The following is a 16,576-nucleotide window of genomic DNA, read 5'->3' as shown; positions in this document are numbered from 1 at the left end:
CGCTCGGCCGCGCGGTGCGGCGGCCGGCCGGGCGCGGTCCGGCCGGGGCCGGCCGGCCACGATCCGTCAGCGTGCTCCGGGCGGCGCGGCGGCCGGGAGCCGGGTGTCCGGCGCCCGCGGGGCCGGAGGCCCGGCCGGACGCGCCGTGCCCCGCTTCAACGGCTCCCACCAGGAGCGGTTGTCCCGGTACCAGGCGACGGTCTCGGCGAGCCCCTGCTCGAACCGCACCCGGGGCGCGTACCCCAGCTCCGTGGCCGCCCGGTCGCAGTCGAGCGAGTACCGCAGGTCGTGCCCCTTGCGGTCCGGCACCCGCTCGACACTGCCCCACGTGGAACCGGTCGCCGCCAGCAGCAGACCGGTCAGCTCCGCGTTGGTCAGCTCGGTGCCGCCGCCGATGTGGTACACCGACCCGGCCCGTCCGCGACGCAGGGCCAGTTCGACCCCGCGGCAGTGGTCGGAGACGTGCAGCCATTCCCGGACGTTGCGTCCGTCGCCGTACAGCGGCACCTTCCCGCCGTCGAGCAGATTGGTGACGAAAAGCGGAATCATCTTCTCCGGGAATTGGTACGGCCCGTAGTTGTTCGAACAGCGGGTCACCACCACGTCGAGGCCGTGGGTGCGGTGGTGGGCCAGGGCCAGGAGATCGGAACCCGCCTTGGTGGCGGCGTACGGCGAATTCGGAGAGAGAGGCGTTTCCTCGGTCCACGAACCGGACGGAATGGAACCGTACACCTCGTCGGTCGACACATGGACGAAACGGCCGGCCCGATGCTTTTTCGCCATTTCCAAAAGCACCTGGGTTCCCATGACGTTGGTCGTCACGAACGGCCGCCCACCGGAGATGGAACGGTCGACGTGGGATTCGGCGGCGAAGTGCACCACCGCGTCGTGACCCGGCATGACCTGGTCGACCAGGTCGGCGTCGCAGATGTCGCCGTGGACGAACGAGTAGCGCGGGTGCCCGGCCACCGGGTCCAGGTTCGCCGCCACTCCGGCATAGGTCAGCTTGTCGAGAACGGTGATCCGGACATCGCCGGTACGAGGAGAGAGGAGAAGTGAGCGGACGAATTCCGAACCGATGAAACCGGCGCCGCCGGTCACAAGAAGCCGCATGGCAGTAAAGATACGTGCCGCAAATGCCTCATGGAAGTGATATGTACATCACTGTGGAAACGGCGTCGAATCGCGATCCTGCACACTTTCGAATGGAGGCGGTAACTGCGGAGGCGGCCCAGGGCGCCCCTCAGACATTGATGCGCGGCATTGTGCTGGCCGGCGGAACCGGGTCACGCCTCTGGCCGGTCACGCAGGCGGTTTCCAAACAGCTCCTGCCGGTCTTCGACAAACCCATGATCTACTATCCGCTGTCCACGCTGATGATGGCCGGTATCCGCGACATCCTGGTGATCACCACGGGACAGGATCAGGGCCGGTTCCGCCGGCTGCTCGGCGACGGCTCCCATCTCGGTCTGCGGCTGGCCTACACCGTTCAGGAGCAGCCGGAGGGCATCGCGCAGGCGTTCCTGCTCGGCGCCGACTTCATCGGTGACGGCCCGGTCGCGCTGATCCTCGGAGACAACATCTTCCACGGCGGCGGCCTCGGCGCCCGGTTGCGCGCGCACACCGACCTCGTCGGGGGCCGCATCTTCGCCTACCCGATGGACAACCCCTCCGCCTACGGGGTCGTCGAGATCGACGAGAAGGGCGCCGCCGTGTCCATCGAGGAGAAACCCGCCAAGCCGAAGTCCAGGTACGCCGCGCCCGGCCTGTACTTCTACGACAACCGGGTGGTGGACATCGCCCGCCGCCTCCGGCCGAGCAGACGGGGGGAGCTGGAGATCACGGCGGTCAACGAGGAGTACCTGCGCCGGGGCGAGCTGGCGGTGACCGTCCTGGACCGCAGCACCGTCTGGCTGGACGCCGGGACGTTCGCCGCCATGGTGCAGGCGTCGGAGTACGTGCGGGTGATGGAGGAGCGGCAGGGGCTGAAGGTCGGCTGTGTGGAGGAGGTCGCCTGGCGGTGCGGCTACATCGACGACGCCCAGTTGCGCGAACTCAGCCGCCCGTTCCTCAAGAGCGGCTACGGCGACTACCTGCTGCGCCTTCTGGACGAGGAGACGCGGGTGTCGCCGCGGTGAGAACCGGGCGTGCCACTGCGGTCCGCGCGGACCGGCACGGCGCTCCGCCTCCGCACGTCCCGGGTCGCCGGGGCCGGGCGCCGGAGTCCGGGCCCGGCAGGACCGGGCGCGCAGCGCCGGTTCCGCCGCCACCCGGGCACCGGGTTCGCCCGGGGTGGGCGGCGGACGCCGCGGCCGTCAGGCCACGCCGCGGCCCACCACGGCGCTGCGCCCCAGCGTGAGGGTCCAGGCGCCGAGGTCGGCCGCGTAGTACGGCTCGGCACCGGAGGCCCGGCCCGCCGTCTCGTCGCGGAAGATGGCGCGGCCCAGTTCATGGGCCCTGCGGTAGGCACCGGTCTCGCCGTACTCCTCGACCAGCCGGGTCAGCCCGTACATCTCGACGAGGTGCCGGCCCATGGCCAGTTCCGCCGCGGCGGCGCTCGGCGCCCGGACGACGAATGGGTCGTCCAGCGGCATGACGTCGATCTCGGCGAATCCGGCCGCCTGAAGATAGGATTCGATATCGGCGCGGTCGAAATGGGAATGCCGGTGCCCGGTGACGGAGTGAACGTCCACGACCTCACCGAACCAGCGCTCCATCGCCGACCCGACGAGAAAGTCGTGCAGCACGAAAACGCCGCCCGGCTGCAGGATGGTGTGCGCTTCTTTGACGACCGTGGCCCGCTCCTGCGGTGGAATGTGGTGGGTCCCGTACGCGAGAATCACGCCGCCCACCGATCCCGCACGGAAAAGCGGGAACTGCGCGTATTGCAGGAGCGCCGGTATTCCGGCCGCCCATGCCGCCTCCACCATGAACGGTGAGGCGTCGCAGGTGACGATCTCGGATTCGGTACGGCCGAGCGCGGCGGCCACCCTGCTGATCAGGCCGTCGCCGCCGAGCAGATCGACGACGAGGGGAGACGCGGCCGTGCGCTGGCCGACGATGTCGAGGATCGCGGTGATCCCCGTGACCCGGTTGAAGGTGGCGCGCTGCGCCGCGACATAACTCTCACCGCGGCCGCCCGACGCGCTGGAGCCGAAGTCGTCGGAATATGCGCCGTCAAAGGGTGCGAAGTCGAGCCAGGCTTCGATCCGATCGGGGTCCAAACTTTCGTAGATCTCTCTGTGTTCGAGTTCGAGAGCGCGAACCTGGGCGTGGACGTCGGATCCGAACAATATGCACCCCGGCCATTCCATTGTGCTGGTCGGCATCTTGCCGGTTGCTGACGCTAACTCAGCGAATCATGGCACGTCAATGCCGGGCCGGGGTAATCCCCGGTCCGGTGTTCTTGCCGAGGTGAAACCGTTGACGGGCGGTTCTCCGCCTCCCCGGGCGGATCTCCCGCACGGAATCCGGATGATCTTTCCGGCAAAGCTTTTCCGGTGTGACGCCCGCGCGACGCAGGGATTTCCTCCGGCCGGCGCGGCGGAGGCGGTGTTCGGCGTTCCGCCGGCCGCGTGCCGTGTGACTTTGGTTACCCGAGTGAGCGCGGGGGCCCGAGCGCGGTCACGACGCCACGGTGGCCTCCGCCGGAGCGCCGCGGGGCCGCCGCGGCCGGGCCGGGTGTTCCCCACGGTTCCCGGCCGGCCCGGCGGGCCCGTCACTCCGTCGGCCGGCAGCGCCCCGCCGGGTGCCGCCGCCCATCGTCAGGAGACGAACACGCTGTTGGGCGCGAAGGTCAGGCTGGGGGTCTGGCCGGAGGGGATCTGCGCGGGCTGTCCCGTGCAGTCGTCGCTCAGGAACATCGCGGCGGAACTCGTGTTGGTATTGATCGCGGACCGGGCCCGTCCGCCCCACCCGTGCTCGACGAGATCGACGCAGACTCCCACCCCGGGATTCGCCGAACTGACGGTGAATCGCTCGCCACCGAAACCCGCCTCGTCATAAAGGCACAGGGTCGAGGTGAACGGACATTCCTGTGCGGTCTCGGGCGCGGGGGAGACCGAGGTCTGAGCGGATGCGGGCAGCGCCGCCGCCGCGAGGGCCGAGAGGCCGGCAATGGTGCTGACGAGAATACGCCGGACGGCGGGCGCCTGCTTTGCCGACGGGAAACGCAGGGACACGAGAACTCCTTTGTTCGGCGATTGTGGTGGGGATGCCGACGGCGATCGCCGCGATGGATTATCTGGTGGCCGGATAACGGTGGACATGGAACGCCACGGCCGGAGCGCGGGTGCGAGATCAACGGGGCGTCGTCGGGCGGGAATTCATCCTTATCTCCCGAGGAAAGAAGGTAAGCCCGAAATATCCGGTAGTCAAGAGCGGCTACCGAACCCGCGAGTTGTCCGGGGGGTGTCCTGCGCCGGGCCTGCCGGGCGTTCTGGCGGACTTCGTTAGGTCGGAGGGGCCGGTGGCGGTCTTCCGGGGGTGGATATGGCCGCTGGATTCGCATGGCGGCGCAAAGCGGCGGCGAGCCTCCCGGTGGCCGAAAACGTGATCAAGAAACCGGGATATTCGGCGGCTTCGGGGTGGTGGCGGCCGGCCGATGGAGGCCCGGTGATCGCCGCCATCTGTTCGTGGACCGCTCATTTGAGATCGGCGGCTGGCCGCTTTCGGACAGTAAATGACTTGCACCACGTTCGGGGCTATATGTAGTGTTCGTCCAGCCTTGAGGGCGCTCCCCGCCCTTCCTGGCGGGCGACGAGGGATATCTCTTCCGGATCACGTGAAATTCGGCGGACGAAGTCTGTTTTGGCCACCTGACGGCAGAACCGTTCGGTGACTTTGAGCGATGTTCGGCGGTGAAGGGGCATGTTCAATTCGCCATTACCGTCGCGTCGGCATTGATATGCCGAACCAGAGATCGAATTGGATAGCCCCAAGATTCTTATCCATGCCCACGGCGCCCGGACTCGTTCGTAGAGGGCGGCGTCACGTCGACCTGTGCTACTCCAACGGCGTCCGCATCGACCGCCTCGGCCGAAGGGCCACGCCGCCGGGAACGGCGCCGCCCCTCGGCGAGCGTGGCCGCGGCGGACGGTGTCAGCCGGACCGCAGCAGCCCCCGGACGTATGCGGCCTGCCCGGCGTGCTGGAGATCGTCGGAAACGACGCTGACCAGCCGCACGCCGAGCGTGACCGGCGGGTCCCAGCTCGCGTCGACGATCCGGTCCAGATCCGGTGCGGACAGCCCGTGCACGATGTCCAGCGTCTGCGCGTGCACCGCGTCGTAGTAGCCCAGAAGATCCGCGCCGGGCACCCCGCGCACCAGACCGGCCTGTTCGGTGGTGTGCCCGTACCCGATGTCGCGGGCGTCGAGCGGCAGCCGGAAGCGTTCCGCCCACCCCTGCGCCGTCCACACCTGCGGCCGTCCGGAGGCGTCCGCCAGGTGGTCGTCCTGCACGCGGGCGAGGTGCCAGATCAGCCACGCGATGGTGTTCGCCGCCGGTGCGGGACGCCGGTCCAGTTCCTCCTGGGACAACCCGTCGACGACGCCGTGGACGCACTCCCTGATCCGCCCGTAGGCGTCGGCCAGAACCTCGGCGGTGTGCATGCGATGCCTCCTGCGCGGTCGTCCGTGATCCTTTCCGGAAGCACCGTCGCCGCCGGTGCCCCCGCCGTCGCGGGGCGGGTGTGCCCGGCCGGTGCCACGGCACCGGCACGCTGCGGGCGCGTTCCTCCGTGAACCCCGTGACCATCATGACGGGGAGGAGTCCGGAGCCGACGAGGACTCGCCGGGCGGCGCCCCGGGGAGGACCGGGCGGATGGTCCCGCCCGTCGCCGGATGGTGACGCGGTCCCCGCCGTCCGCCGCCCCGGGCACCGGCCGGGGGCGGGCTACCCGGCGGCGGAGCCGCCCGGCGCGGGAACCGGGTGCCGGTCGCCGCCGCTGAGCCGGCCGTCCCGCAGGTGCAGCCGGTGATCGGCCCACGCGGCGGCCTCCGCGTCGTGGGTCGCGAAGATCACGGTGACGCCGTCCGCGCGCAGGTCGGCCAGCACGCCGAGGATGGCCGCCTGGGCCGCCGCGTCCAGGCCGGTCGTCGGCTCGTCCAGCAGCAGCAAGTCGGACCGCTGGGCGAGTCCCTGCGCGAGCAGGGCACGTTGGCGCTGCCCGCCGGACAGGGCACCGAGCGGGCGGTCGGCCAGGCCGGTGATGTCCAGCCGCGCCATGCAGGCGGCCACGATGGCCCGGTCGTCGGCGGTGAGCCGTCTCCAGAGGCCCCGGTGCGCCCAGCGTCCCATGGCGACGGTTTCGCGGACGGTCACGGGCAGGGTGTCGGGGACGGCGCTGCGCTGCACCACGAGGGCCGGCCGCTCCCGGTGGAAGCGTTCGACCGTGCCGGAGGCGGGGGCGTGCACCCCCGACACGACACCGAGCAGCGTCGACTTTCCGGAGCCGTTGGGGCCGACGAGGGCCGTCACCCGGCGGGCGGCGATGTCGGCGTCGATTCCCCGGAGGACGGTTCTCGGGCCGTAGCCGGCGGTCACCCCGCGCAGTGCGACGGCGGCCGGTGTGCGGTGGTCCACGCTTCGTTCCATTTGACAATGATAACCGTTTTCAAGGTACGGTCATCGCATGGAATGGCTGTTCGCCCCGTTCGAGGTGTCCTTCGTCGCACGGGCGCTCTGGGCGGGACTTCTCGTCTCGGTCGTCTGCGCCCTGGCCGGGACCTGGGTCGTGCTGCGCGGCATGGCCTTCCTCGGCGACGCGATGTCGCACGGGATGCTGCCCGGCGTGGCCCTGGCCTCGCTGCTGGGCGGGAACCTGTTCCTCGGCGCCGCCGTCAGCGCGGTCGCCATGGCGCTGGGGGTCACCGCCGTGACCCGCTGGTCCCGGCTCTCCCAGGACACCGCCATCGGGCTGCTGTTCGTCGGGATGCTCTCGCTTGGCGTCATCATCGTGTCGCACTCGCGGTCCTTCGCCGTGGACCTGACCGGCTTCCTCTTCGGCGACGTCCTCGCGGTGCGGCCGGTGGACCTCGCCGTCCTCGCCGTGGCCGCCGCGGTGGCGGCCACCGTCGCGCTCCTCGGGCACCGGGCGTTCGTCGCGCTGGCGTTCGACCCCCGCAAGGCTCGGACGCTGGGCCTGCGCCCGCGCCTCGCCCACGTCGCGCTGCTCGGGCTGGTGACCCTCGCGATCGTCGCGTCCTTCCACGTCGTGGGCACCCTGCTGGTCTTCGGGCTGCTGATCGCGCCCCCGGCGGCGATGGCGCTGTGGGGCGGACGCATCCCGTTGATCACGCTCGGCGCGGCCGTTCTGGGCGCGGCCTCGACCTTCGCCGGCCTGCTCCTGTCCTGGCACCTGGGGACCGCGGCGGGCGCGACCATCGCCGCCGTCGCCGTGGCCATCTTCTTCCTCTCCGCGCTGGCGGCCCGGGTGCGGGACCGCCGGCCGGCCGGCGCGGGGGCGATTCCAGCACAGATCCCGGACAAGGAGCACGAGTTCACCCGATGATGTCGTCAAGGAGAATCCGGCCGGCCGTCGCCGGCGCCACCGCCGTCCTGCTGGCCGCGGGGTGCGGATCGGGCGCGGCCGAACCACCCGACGAGGCGGCGGCCACCCCGCACGGCTACGTCGAGGGGGCGGAGGAGACCGCCGAGCCGCAATGGCGCCTCGTCATGGCCGACACTGCGGCGGGCACGCTGCACATGCTCGACCCGGCCACCGAGGAGGTGACCGAGGCCGGAACGGCACCCGGCGTCGAGGAGGCCGTGACCGACGGCCGGTTCGCCTTCTTCGGCACCGGCGGCGCCGTGACGGTGCTGGACAGCGGCACCTGGACGGTCGACCACGGCGACCACGTGCACTACTACCGCACCGAACCGCGGATGGTGGGCGAGACCGAGTCGGGCGGCGCGCTCCAGGCGGTCGCCGATCCGGCGATCACGGCGCTCTCCTCGGACGACGGCGTGCGGATCCTCGACCGCCCGGCGCTCGAAGACGGCGAGCTCAGCGCCACCGTGGTGCAGGGAGACGGCGTCGCCCTCGCCTACGGTCAGCGGCTGCTGGTCGCCAGGGCGGACGGCGCCGTCGACGTGCTCGACCGGGACGGTGCGCCCGCGTCCCCGGCCGTCGGGGAACGGTGCCCCGACCCGCGCGGACAGGCCGTGACCCGGCGCGGCGCCGTGATCGGCTGCGCCGACGGCGCCCTGCTGGTGACCGAGGACGACGGCACGTTCTCGGCGGAGCGCATCCCCTACCCGGACGACCCCGGCGCCGAACCGGTCCGCTCGTTCCAGCACCGCCCGGGCTCCCCGGTCGTGGCCGGCCCGGCCGGCGACGGCGGAGTCTGGGTGCTCGACGTCGGGGCCCGGGAGTGGGTCCACATCGAGACCGGACCCGCCGTCGCGGTGAGCGCGGCGGGGGAGGACATGCCGGTGCTCGTCCTCGGCGCGGACGGCACGCTGCGGTCCTACGACCCGTCCTCGGGCGAGCGGCTCGCCGAGACCGGCCTCATGGAGCCGCCCGGCGACGGCGCGCCCGCGCCGGGCATCCGGATCGACACCGCCCGGGCCTACGTCAACGACCCACAAGCCGACGCGGTCCATGAGATCGACTACAACGACGACCTCCGGCTCGCCCGCACCTTCGACCTCGGCTTCAGCCCCGACCTCATGGTCGAGACGGGATGGTGACCACGATGCCGGTGAGTTCCCGGTTCTCCCGGCGCGCCGCGGCGCTGCCGCTCGCCCTGTTCGTCCTGCCCGCCCTCGCCGGCTGCGCGGCCTTCGATGACATGCGCTCCGGCATCGTCGTCACCACCAACATCCTCGGGGACCTCACCCGCAACGTCGTCGGCGACGAGGCCGAGGTCACCGTGCTCATGCCGCCCAACGCCGACCCGCACTCCTTCGGCGTCTCCGCGCAACAGGCCGCCGAACTCGCGGAGGCCGAACTGCTCGTGTACAACGGCCTCGGCCTGGAGGAGGGCGTGCTGCGCAACGTCGAGGCCGCCGAGGAGGCCGGCGCGCACGGCCTCGCGGTCGGCGAAGGCGTCGACCCGATCGCCTACACCGAGGGCGAGACGGCCGGGCGGCCCGACCCGCACTTCTGGACCGACCCGGTGCGCGTGGCCGACGCGGTCGGCCTCATCGCCGATGAGGTGATCGCCCAGGTCGGCGGCGTCGACGCGGACCGGATCCGCGCCAACGCCGCGGAGTACCGGGAGCAGGTGGAGCAGGTGCACGAGGAGACCGAGCAGCGCTTCGCCGCGATCCCGGCGGAACGGCGCAGCCTGGTCACCAATCACCACGTCTTCGGCTATCTCGCCCAGCGCTACGACTTCACGGTGGTAGGCGCCGTCATCCCCAGCGGCACCACCCTCGCCTCGCCGAGCGGCTCCGACCTGAAGTCCCTGGCCGACGCGGTCGAGGAGGCCGGGGTCGCCGCGGTCTTCGCCGACTCCTCGCAGCCGGACCGCCTCGCCCAGGTGATGGCCGAGGAGGCCGGTCTCGACATCGAGGTGGCGCCGCTCTTCTCGGAGTCCCTCACCGAGGAGGGCGGCGGCGCGGCGACCTACCTGGAGATGACCCGGCACAACACCGCGGCCATCGTGGACGGCCTCACCGGCTGAGACGCCCGCCGCCCCTCCCCACAGCCCCACACGCCCATCCCCTTCGAGAACGGAAGAGAACCATGAGACACCATCCCCACCGGTCCCGCCGGACGCACGGCTGGGCGGCGCTGTCCGCCCTGGCGGCGCTGTGCCTGACCGCCACCGCCTGCGGGGACGCGAGCGGCGAAGGCGGCGCGGAGGAAGCCGCCGCCACCGAGGTCGCCGGCCCGCTCGTCGCCACCTACGACGGAGGCATCCTCGTCATCGACGGCCAGACGCTCGACGTCGTCGAGGACATCCCGCTGGACGGCTTCAACCGGCTCAACCCGGCGGGCGACGGGCGGCACGTGCTCGTGTCGACGTCGACGGGCTTCCGCGTCCTCGACGCCACCGGCGCCCGGCTCACCGACGACGAGTTCCCGGCGCCCGAGCCCGGACACGCGGTACGTCACGCCGGCCGGACCGTGCTGTTCTCCGACGGCACCGGCGAGATCACCGTCTTCGACCCCGCCGATCTCGGCGACGGACTCCCCGAGACCGAGACCCACACCACCGAACACCCGCACCACGGTGTCGCCCTGGTCCTGGAGAACGGCGAGATGGTGGTGACCCTCGGCGACGAGGAGAACCGCCCCGGCATCCAGGTCCTCGACGCCGAACGGCAGGAGATCGCCCGCAACGAGGAGTGCCCCGGCGTGCACGGCGAGGCGGCCGCCATGAACGAGGCCGTGGTCGTGGGCTGCGAGGACGGCGTGCTCGTCTACGCCGACGGCGAGATCACCAAGGTCGACAGCCCGGACGAGTACGGCCGCATCGGCAACCAGGCCGGCCACGAGGACTCGCCCTACGTGCTGGGCGACTACAAGACCGACCCCGACGCCGAGCTGGAGCGCCCCGAACGGGTCACCGTCGTGGACACCGAAGACGGCGGCCTGGAACTCGTCGACCTGGGGGCCAGCTACAGCTTCCGTTCCCTGGGCCGCGGCCCCGGCGGCGAGGGACTCGTGCTCGGCACCGACGGCGCGCTGCACGTCATCGACATGGAGTCCGCCGAGGTCACCGACTCCTTCCCGGTCATCGGCGAGTGGACGGAGCCCCTGGAATGGCAGGACGCCCGTCCGACGCTGTACGTGCGCGATGACACCGCCTACGTGACGGACCCGGGCGAGCGGCGGCTGTACGCGGTCGACATCGCGTCCGGCGAGGTCCGGGAGGAGACGGAGCTGCCGGCGGCGCCGAACGAGATCACCGGAACCACCTGACCGGTACCGGCCCGCGTCCCCACCCGGCACACCGAGCCCCGGCCGACGGCCGGGGCTCGGTGTGCGCGGCTTCAGGCGAACAGCGTCTCGCCGACGAATCCGTTCGCGCCGCAGCCGGGCGGGACCGCGAACACGGCCGAGCCGATGGGGCTGATCCACTCGTTCAGCAGGTCGAGTTCGTCGAGCCGCCGCTGGATCGGGACGAACTGCCGGTCGACGTCGGCCTGGTAGGAGACGAAGAGCAGCCCGGCGTCCGGCTCTCCGGGCTCCGTGGCGGGCCGTTCGTAGTTGTAGGCCCGCCGGAAGACGCGCTCGGACGGGTCCGCCGATCGCGCCCGCCGGATGTGCGCGTACTCGGCGATCCGCGGGAACCCGAGCGGGGTGACCGCGTCGAAGTCCGGCTCGTCGTGCTCGTTCTCCCCGGTCAGGGGCGCGCCGTCGGACAGCCGCCGGCCGACGGCCTCCTCCCGGCCGGGCCGGTCCAGCCGGTCCCACTTGTCCAGGTCCATCGCTATCCGGCGGATCACCAGCCCGGTGCCGCCGCGCAGCCACTCGGGGTTGTCGCGCCGGTCCCACACGATCCGCTCGAAGTCCTCGCTCCCGGGGGCCACGTTGACGGTGCCGTCGACCTGGCCCATGAGGTTGCGCATGGTCGTCCCACCGGCCTCGGAGCCGTGGGCGCGGCGGAACCCGTCCTGGACCCAGCGCACCGTGCCGAACGCGCGGACGTCCTTGGTCAGCATCCGGGCGGCGTGCGCAACGGTCACGGGGTCGTCGGCGCAGATCTGCAGCAGCAGGTCGCCGCCGCTCCACTCCGCGCGCAGCCGATCCACCGAGAACTCGGGGAGCGGCCCCAGCCACGTCGGCACCCGCTCGGGGGCGACGCGCTGGACGAGGCCGCGGCCGAACCCGAAGGTCACCGTCAGCCGGGCGGGGACGGTGGCGAGTTCCGGTTCGGAGTCGGCCAGCGCGGCGTCGCCCTGGGTGAGCTTGGCGGCGTCGTCGCTCAGCAGCCGGAGCAGCCGGCGGACCGCCTCGGCGTCGGCGTCGTCGCCGAGGTCGACGGCGACGAACCGGCCGTGTGCTTGGGGAGGCGTCTCGATGCCGGCTTGGTGGCGGCCGTGGAAGGGCACGGTCGCCTGCCCGTTCAGGCGCTCCTCCGGCGGCGCGGGGCCCGGGCCGCCGGTGCCGCCCCTGAGCACGGCGTCCGCGCCCACGAGCGCCGCGGCGCCTCCGACGGCGGCGGCCCCGCCGCCGAGCAGCAGTCGCCGCCGGGACGGCCGCCCGCCTTCCGGCGCCGCCGCGCTGCCTGGGGAGTCGGGTGCCATCAGTGCTCCGTGCCGTGGCCGGAGCCGTCGTCGTAGCTCTCGTTGGCTCCCTCGTAGTCCTTCACCGGGGCGGTGAAGGACGAGGTGGAGCCGTCGGAGAACTCCAGTTCGATGCGGACTTCGCTGCCGGGGTCGAGGTCCTCCCCGAGGTCCATCAGCATGATGTGGTCGGCGCCGGGCTCCAGCACGTGCGTGCCGCCCGCCGGGACCGCGAAACCGCCGTCCTTCTCCCGCATGACGGAGTTGCCGTCGTCGCTCGTGACGACCTCGTGCAGTTCCACCATGCCGGCCACCGAGGCGGTGGCCGCCACGACGATGATGTCCTCGTCCGCCGAGTTGCCGAGGACGCCGAACGCGCCGGTCATGCCCTCCTCCTCGGGCACCGCCTTGATCCAGGCGTCCGTCATCTCGAAGCCGTCGGCCTGGGCCGCCGTGGCGCCCGCCGCCGGCGAGGTCTCCTCAGGTGCGGACGGCTCTCCGGCGCAGCCCGCGACGGCGAGCGTCACCGCGGCGGCGCAGCCGGCCAGCGCGGCGGTGCGGGTGATGGACGTGAGCATGAGAATGTCCTCCGGTCTTCTCCGATGGTGGGCAAACGGGTGTCCGGCCGCCGGTTCAGGCGGCACGGCCGGACTTCGCCCGGGCACGTCGGCGGAGCAGCGCGACGACGAGCAGGTAGAGCCCCAGACCGGCGGCCGCTCCGGCGGCGGCGAGCACCGGTGTTCGCGCGGGGATCGCCGGTTCCCCCGGGGCCGCGGCGCCGGCCGGCGGCGAGGCGGGCGCGCTCGCCGTCGCGCCGGGGGTGGCCGCGGGGGCGGGAGGCGCGGCCACCCCATTGCCGACGGTGAACGTGAAGCCGCCGCTGATGGGGTGCCCGTCACCGGAGACCACGCGCCAGCGCACCGCGTAACCGCCGTCGGCGAGATCCGGCGCCAGGGCCTGGGCCGCCTCGGGCCCGTCGATGACGATCTCGCCCTCGGTGACGGGGGTGGACCGGCCGTCCAGGACGGTGATCGCCGCACCGATCTCCATGATCTCGCCGCTGAACGTCAGCGTGATCTCGTCCGGGGCGGCGTCGAGTTCGGCGCCGTCCTCAGGGGTGGACGACAGTAGCCGGTCGTGCGCGAGCGCCGGTGTCCCCGCCCCGAGCACGCCCGCGGTCCCCATCGCGATCACCGCCATGACGCGCGCCGTCTGCCACCCCCACGATCGCCGGGTCCGCCCCGCCCGCCGCCTGCCTGGTTGCACGCCTTCCTCCGCTCGGCCGTCCGACCCGGCCCACGCAGCAGGCGACGACCTGGCTGACACGGGCCACACGGCACGAGGAGTCGGGCGGCGAAGCCGCGGAGTTCCCGGCATCGGATCACGGAAACGTAACGTGCCATCCAGGTGCGGGGCGCGGGGCGGGGAACGGGACACCGCACCGGTCCCGGCGGTGCGGAGCGCGCCGGGCGGTCTCGCACCGAGCCCCCGCTCCCGGAACCCGGCGCCGGACCGCCGGACCCGCGGGGTGGCGCACGTTTCCGGTCGCTCCCGCCGGGCTCGCCCGCGGGACCCGTCCCCCGTAGGAGCTACGCGCAGGTGTCCACCGCGTGGTGACGATCTCCGGCCGCCGGATCCGTAGCGTTCATGCAGCCGCGGCGCTCCGGCCGCGGATCCTGCGAAGGGGTCTTCATGAGGCTGGTCTGGCAATTCGCGGCCGTCGCGGCGGTCGCCTTCCTCGGCGGTCAGGGGGTCATGGCCGTGCAGGGGAACCCGTGGCTCACGCTGGCCATCGGCCTGCTGACGGCGGTGGTCTCCGTGCCCGTCTACCGGTGGGTGGTGCGGCGCACCGAGCATCGCCCGGTCACGGAGCTGGCCGGGAAGGGCGCCGTCACCGCGACCGGCCTGGGGACGCTGATCGGCGTCGCGATATTCGCGACCGTCATCGTGAACATCGCCTTCCTCGGCGGCTACCAGGTCCACGGCCTGGGCTCGGTCACGGGCGTGGCCGGGCTGCTCGGCTTCATGGCCGCCGCCGCCGTGACGGAGGAGCTGATGTGGCGCGGCGTGCTGTTCCGGATCGTCGAGCAGCGCACCGGAACGTGGATCGCGCTGGCCCTGACCGGCCTGCTGTTCGGCCTGGCGCACCTGCTCAACCCGCACGCCAGCCTGTGGGGCGCCATCGCGATCGCCATCGAGGCCGGTGGCATGCTCACCGCCGCCTACGTCGCCACCCGCAGTCTGTGGCTGCCGATCGGCCTGCACTTCGGCTGGAACTTCGCCGCGTCCGCCATCTTCAGCACCGAGGTCTCGGGCAACGACACCGCGCAGGGACTGCTGGACGCCACCATGCCGGGCCCGGCGCTGCTCACCGGCGGCGAGTTCGGCCCGGAAGGAAGCCTGTACTCGATCGTGTTCTGCGTCCTGGCGACGATCGTGTTCATGTGGCTGGCCCGCCGGCGCGGCCATCTGGTCCCCCTCCGCCGGCGCGACGGCCGGGGCCGGGCCACCGCTACACTTCCCCGGTGATGAACCTTCGGCGGCTCCCGGACTCGTGGCGCCGACTGGACGTCACGGTCCGGGATCTCCCGGTCGGGCTGCTGCTCCTCACCGGCTCCTTCGTGCCGGCGTTCCACAACTACGGCACCCAGGTCGGCGGCCTGCCGGACCGCCCCTTCGACGCGCTGGCCGTCGTGGCGGTCGCCCTCCAGTGCCTCCCGCTCGCCGTCCGCCGCCGGTGGCCGGCCGTCTGCCTGGCCCTCACCGCCCTCGGCTTCGCCGTGGACCAGCTCCGCGGCTACCACTCGCTCGCGGGCACCGGGCTGTCCATCGCGGTGCTGAGCGCGGGGGCGCACCTGGAACACCGTAGGCGCGCCATGGCGTTCCTCTTCTCCGCGGCGTTCGTGCCGCTGGCGGTCGCGCTGTACCGACTCGGCACCGAACCGGTGGGCGAGTTCGTCCTCTTCTACCTCGCGCTGGTGTTCGTGTGGTGCATCGGTGCGTGGCTGCGCTCCACCCGGATCGCGGAGGCGGAGCGCCGTCGCCGCGTCGCCGAGGAGACCCGCGCCGCCGAACGCGCCCGCATCGCCCGTGAACTCCACGACGTCGTGACCCACCACGTGACGGCGATGGTCGTGCAGGCCGAGGCGGCCCGGTATCTCACCACCGCACCGGACCGGCTCGACCAGAGCCTGACCGCGGTGACCGACACCGGCCGGCGCGCCATCACCGACCTGCGGCACCTGCTCGACGTGCTCAACCCCGACCACGGCGGCGGGGCGCGGACCCCGCCGGTGGGCCGGCTTCTCACGCTCGTGGAGCAGGCGCGCCGGTCCGGGCAGCCGGTGGAGTTCACCGAGGAGGGCACCCCGGCGGAGTCGACCGGCAGCGCCGACCTCGTGGCCTACCGGGTCGTGCAGGAGGCGCTGACCAACGCCCTCAAGTACGCCAACGGCAGCCGCACGTCGGTCCGGGTGCACCACGGCGGCCGGGACATCACCGTCGAGGTCGCCACGGACGGTCCCGGCTCGCGGGCCGGGCTCCCCGAGGGCGGCGGGCGGGGACTCGCCGGGCTCCGCGAACGGGTCGGCGTCCTGGGCGGCGACTTCAGCGCGGGCCCGCGTGCGGACGGGGGCTTCGTCGTGCGGGCACGGATCCCCGCAGGTGGCCCGTCGTGACCGCGCCGATCCGGGTCCTGATCTGCGACGACCAGGTGCTGGTCCGCACCGGGCTGGTGACGATCGTCGACGCGCAACCCGACCTGGAGGTCGTGGGCGAGTGCGGGGACGGCCGGACCGCCGTCGACCTCGCCGGCCGGCTGCGCCCGGACGTCGTGGTGATGGACGTGCGCATGCCGGTGCTGGACGGCATCGAGGCCACCCGCCGGCTGGCCGGTGCCGGGGTGGCGCACCCCGTCAAGGTGCTCGTGGTGACCACGTTCAACCTGGACGAGTACGTCTACGAGGCGCTGCGCGCGGGCGCGAGCGGCTTCCTGCTCAAGGACGCGCCGCCGGCCCAGCTGCTGCACGGGATCCGGACCGTGGCCACGGGCGCGGCACTGCTGGACCCCGAGGTGACGCGCCAGCTCGTGGGCCGCTACGCCGCCCGCATCCGGCCCGCCGGAGGCACCTCCGGGGAGGTCCCGCTGACCCCCCGGGAACTGGAGGTCCTCCGTCTCATCGCGGACGGGCTGTCCAACAGCGAGATCGCCGGGGCGCTCGTGATCAGCCAGGAGACCGTCAAGACCTTCGTCTCCCGCATCCTCGCCAAACTCGGACTGCGCGACCGCGTCCAGGCGGTCGTCTACGCCTACCGCCACGGCCTGGTGACCTGACGGGCCGCGCGGGCCGCCGGGAACGGGCGACGGGGGAACCCGCCGCCCGCTTCCCGCGCGGG

The 16,576-nt window shown here is 72.5% G+C and carries 16 protein-coding genes; 8 read left to right on the top strand and 8 right to left on the bottom strand.

Annotated elements, in window-relative coordinates:
- Positions 1-66: 66 nt before the first annotated feature.
- A complete protein-coding gene (gene rfbB / locus ACFQRF_RS15275; protein WP_379871744.1) occupies positions 67-1,113 on the bottom strand; it encodes a dTDP-glucose 4,6-dehydratase in 1,047 nt (348 codons plus the stop codon).
- Positions 1,114-1,205: 92 nt separating this feature from the next.
- On the opposite strand from rfbB, the gene rfbA reads away from it, so the two are divergent.
- Positions 1,206-2,138 carry a glucose-1-phosphate thymidylyltransferase RfbA gene (gene rfbA / locus ACFQRF_RS15270; RefSeq protein WP_465262337.1) on the top strand — a complete coding sequence of 311 codons (933 nt, stop codon included), beginning with the start codon at positions 1,206-1,208 and terminating at the stop codon, positions 2,136-2,138.
- Between the two features lie 177 nt (positions 2,139-2,315).
- On the opposite strand, the gene ACFQRF_RS15265 is transcribed toward rfbA, so the two are convergent.
- The 4 genes from ACFQRF_RS15265 to aztA form a co-directional block, all read right to left on the bottom strand.
- The gene (locus ACFQRF_RS15265; protein WP_379871742.1) at positions 2,316-3,293 is read right to left on the bottom strand and encodes a methyltransferase domain-containing protein; all 978 of its coding nucleotides are present in this window, start codon (positions 3,291-3,293) and stop codon (positions 2,316-2,318) included.
- 471 nt (positions 3,294-3,764) lie between these two features.
- Positions 3,765-4,181: a peptidase inhibitor family I36 protein gene (locus ACFQRF_RS15260; RefSeq protein ID WP_379871741.1), complete on the bottom strand. Its 417-nt coding sequence runs from the start codon at positions 4,179-4,181 to the stop codon at positions 3,765-3,767.
- 919 nt (positions 4,182-5,100) lie between these two features.
- Positions 5,101-5,610 carry a mycothiol transferase gene (locus ACFQRF_RS15255; RefSeq protein ID WP_379871740.1) on the bottom strand — a complete coding sequence of 170 codons (510 nt, stop codon included), beginning with the start codon at positions 5,608-5,610 and terminating at the stop codon, positions 5,101-5,103.
- A gap of 283 nt (positions 5,611-5,893) precedes the next feature.
- Positions 5,894-6,595: a zinc ABC transporter ATP-binding protein AztA gene (gene aztA / locus ACFQRF_RS15250; RefSeq protein ID WP_379871739.1), complete on the bottom strand. Its 702-nt coding sequence runs from the start codon at positions 6,593-6,595 to the stop codon at positions 5,894-5,896.
- Between the two features lie 37 nt (positions 6,596-6,632).
- Here aztA and aztB point away from each other — a divergent pair, with 37 nt between their 5' ends.
- From aztB to aztD, 4 genes are all read left to right on the top strand, one after another.
- The gene (gene aztB, locus ACFQRF_RS15245; protein ID WP_379871738.1) at positions 6,633-7,511 is read left to right on the top strand and encodes a zinc ABC transporter permease AztB; all 879 of its coding nucleotides are present in this window, start codon (positions 6,633-6,635) and stop codon (positions 7,509-7,511) included.
- A complete protein-coding gene (locus ACFQRF_RS15240) occupies positions 7,508-8,692 on the top strand; it encodes a WD40 repeat domain-containing protein (RefSeq protein ID WP_379871737.1) in 1,185 nt (394 codons plus the stop codon). The genes aztB and ACFQRF_RS15240 overlap by 4 nt, the downstream gene beginning before the upstream one ends.
- On the top strand, positions 8,686-9,630 hold the full coding sequence (gene aztC, locus ACFQRF_RS15235) for a zinc ABC transporter substrate-binding protein AztC (RefSeq protein ID WP_379871736.1): 945 nt from the start codon (positions 8,686-8,688) through the stop codon (positions 9,628-9,630). Before ACFQRF_RS15240 ends, aztC begins: the two co-directional genes overlap by 7 nt.
- 62 nt (positions 9,631-9,692) lie before the next feature.
- Positions 9,693-10,874 carry a zinc metallochaperone AztD gene (gene aztD, locus ACFQRF_RS15230; RefSeq protein WP_379871735.1) on the top strand — a complete coding sequence of 394 codons (1,182 nt, stop codon included), beginning with the start codon at positions 9,693-9,695 and terminating at the stop codon, positions 10,872-10,874.
- Positions 10,875-10,945: 71 nt separating this feature from the next.
- Here the strand turns inward: aztD and ACFQRF_RS15225 are convergent, their stop codons facing one another.
- From ACFQRF_RS15225 to ACFQRF_RS15215, 3 genes are read right to left on the bottom strand one after another with little or no spacing between them, the layout of a single operon-like run.
- Complete coding sequence (locus tag ACFQRF_RS15225; RefSeq protein ID WP_379871734.1) at positions 10,946-12,202, bottom strand: Dyp-type peroxidase; 1,257 nt, start codon at positions 12,200-12,202, stop codon at positions 10,946-10,948.
- Positions 12,202-12,759, bottom strand: coding sequence for a copper chaperone PCu(A)C (locus ACFQRF_RS15220; RefSeq protein ID WP_379871733.1), 558 nt, complete (start codon positions 12,757-12,759; stop codon positions 12,202-12,204). The genes ACFQRF_RS15225 and ACFQRF_RS15220 overlap by 1 nt, the downstream gene beginning before the upstream one ends.
- A gap of 55 nt (positions 12,760-12,814) precedes the next feature.
- A complete protein-coding gene (locus ACFQRF_RS15215) occupies positions 12,815-13,381 on the bottom strand; it encodes a copper resistance CopC family protein (protein WP_379871732.1) in 567 nt (188 codons plus the stop codon).
- Between the two features lie 492 nt (positions 13,382-13,873).
- On the opposite strand from ACFQRF_RS15215, the gene ACFQRF_RS15210 reads away from it, so the two are divergent.
- The 3 genes from ACFQRF_RS15210 to ACFQRF_RS15200 are packed head-to-tail and all read left to right on the top strand — an operon-like array spanning position 13,874 to position 16,514.
- Complete coding sequence (locus tag ACFQRF_RS15210) at positions 13,874-14,710, top strand: CPBP family intramembrane glutamic endopeptidase (RefSeq protein WP_379871731.1); 837 nt, start codon at positions 13,874-13,876, stop codon at positions 14,708-14,710.
- On the top strand, positions 14,707-15,858 hold the full coding sequence (locus ACFQRF_RS15205; protein ID WP_379871730.1) for a sensor histidine kinase: 1,152 nt from the start codon (positions 14,707-14,709) through the stop codon (positions 15,856-15,858). The genes ACFQRF_RS15210 and ACFQRF_RS15205 overlap by 4 nt, the downstream gene beginning before the upstream one ends.
- Entirely contained in the window at positions 15,855-16,514 is a 660-nt protein-coding gene (locus ACFQRF_RS15200; protein ID WP_379871729.1) for a response regulator, read from the top strand. The genes ACFQRF_RS15205 and ACFQRF_RS15200 overlap by 4 nt, the downstream gene beginning before the upstream one ends.
- Positions 16,515-16,576: the final 62 nt, after the last annotated feature.

The organism is Marinactinospora rubrisoli (genome assembly GCF_042664915.1).
Lineage (GTDB): Bacteria > Actinomycetota > Actinomycetes > Streptosporangiales > Streptosporangiaceae > Marinitenerispora > Marinitenerispora rubrisoli.
Note: the sequence above shows the minus strand (reverse complement) of the source record. Positions and strands in the feature narration are given on the sequence as shown.

What these genes read in the sequence shown, in the direction of transcription:
- rfbB (WP_379871744.1), bottom strand. Translation starts at nt 1,113, where the DNA reads ATGCGGCTTCTTGTGACCGGCGGCGCCGGTTTCATCGGTTCGGAATTC.
- rfbA (WP_465262337.1), top strand. Translation starts at nt 1,206, where the DNA reads ATGGAGGCGGTAACTGCGGAGGCGGCCCAGGGCGCCCCTCAGACATTG.
- ACFQRF_RS15255 (WP_379871740.1), bottom strand. Translation starts at nt 5,610, where the DNA reads ATGCACACCGCCGAGGTTCTGGCCGACGCCTACGGGCGGATCAGGGAG.
- aztA (WP_379871739.1), bottom strand. Translation starts at nt 6,595, where the DNA reads ATGGAACGAAGCGTGGACCACCGCACACCGGCCGCCGTCGCACTGCGC.
- aztB (WP_379871738.1), top strand. Translation starts at nt 6,633, where the DNA reads ATGGAATGGCTGTTCGCCCCGTTCGAGGTGTCCTTCGTCGCACGGGCG.
- ACFQRF_RS15240 (WP_379871737.1), top strand. Translation starts at nt 7,508, where the DNA reads ATGATGTCGTCAAGGAGAATCCGGCCGGCCGTCGCCGGCGCCACCGCC.
- aztC (WP_379871736.1), top strand. Translation starts at nt 8,686, where the DNA reads ATGGTGACCACGATGCCGGTGAGTTCCCGGTTCTCCCGGCGCGCCGCG.
- aztD (WP_379871735.1), top strand. Translation starts at nt 9,693, where the DNA reads ATGAGACACCATCCCCACCGGTCCCGCCGGACGCACGGCTGGGCGGCG.
- ACFQRF_RS15225 (WP_379871734.1), bottom strand. Translation starts at nt 12,202, where the DNA reads ATGGCACCCGACTCCCCAGGCAGCGCGGCGGCGCCGGAAGGCGGGCGG.
- ACFQRF_RS15220 (WP_379871733.1), bottom strand. Translation starts at nt 12,759, where the DNA reads ATGCTCACGTCCATCACCCGCACCGCCGCGCTGGCCGGCTGCGCCGCC.
- ACFQRF_RS15215 (WP_379871732.1), bottom strand. Translation starts at nt 13,381, where the DNA reads ATGGCGGTGATCGCGATGGGGACCGCGGGCGTGCTCGGGGCGGGGACA.
- ACFQRF_RS15210 (WP_379871731.1), top strand. Translation starts at nt 13,874, where the DNA reads ATGAGGCTGGTCTGGCAATTCGCGGCCGTCGCGGCGGTCGCCTTCCTC.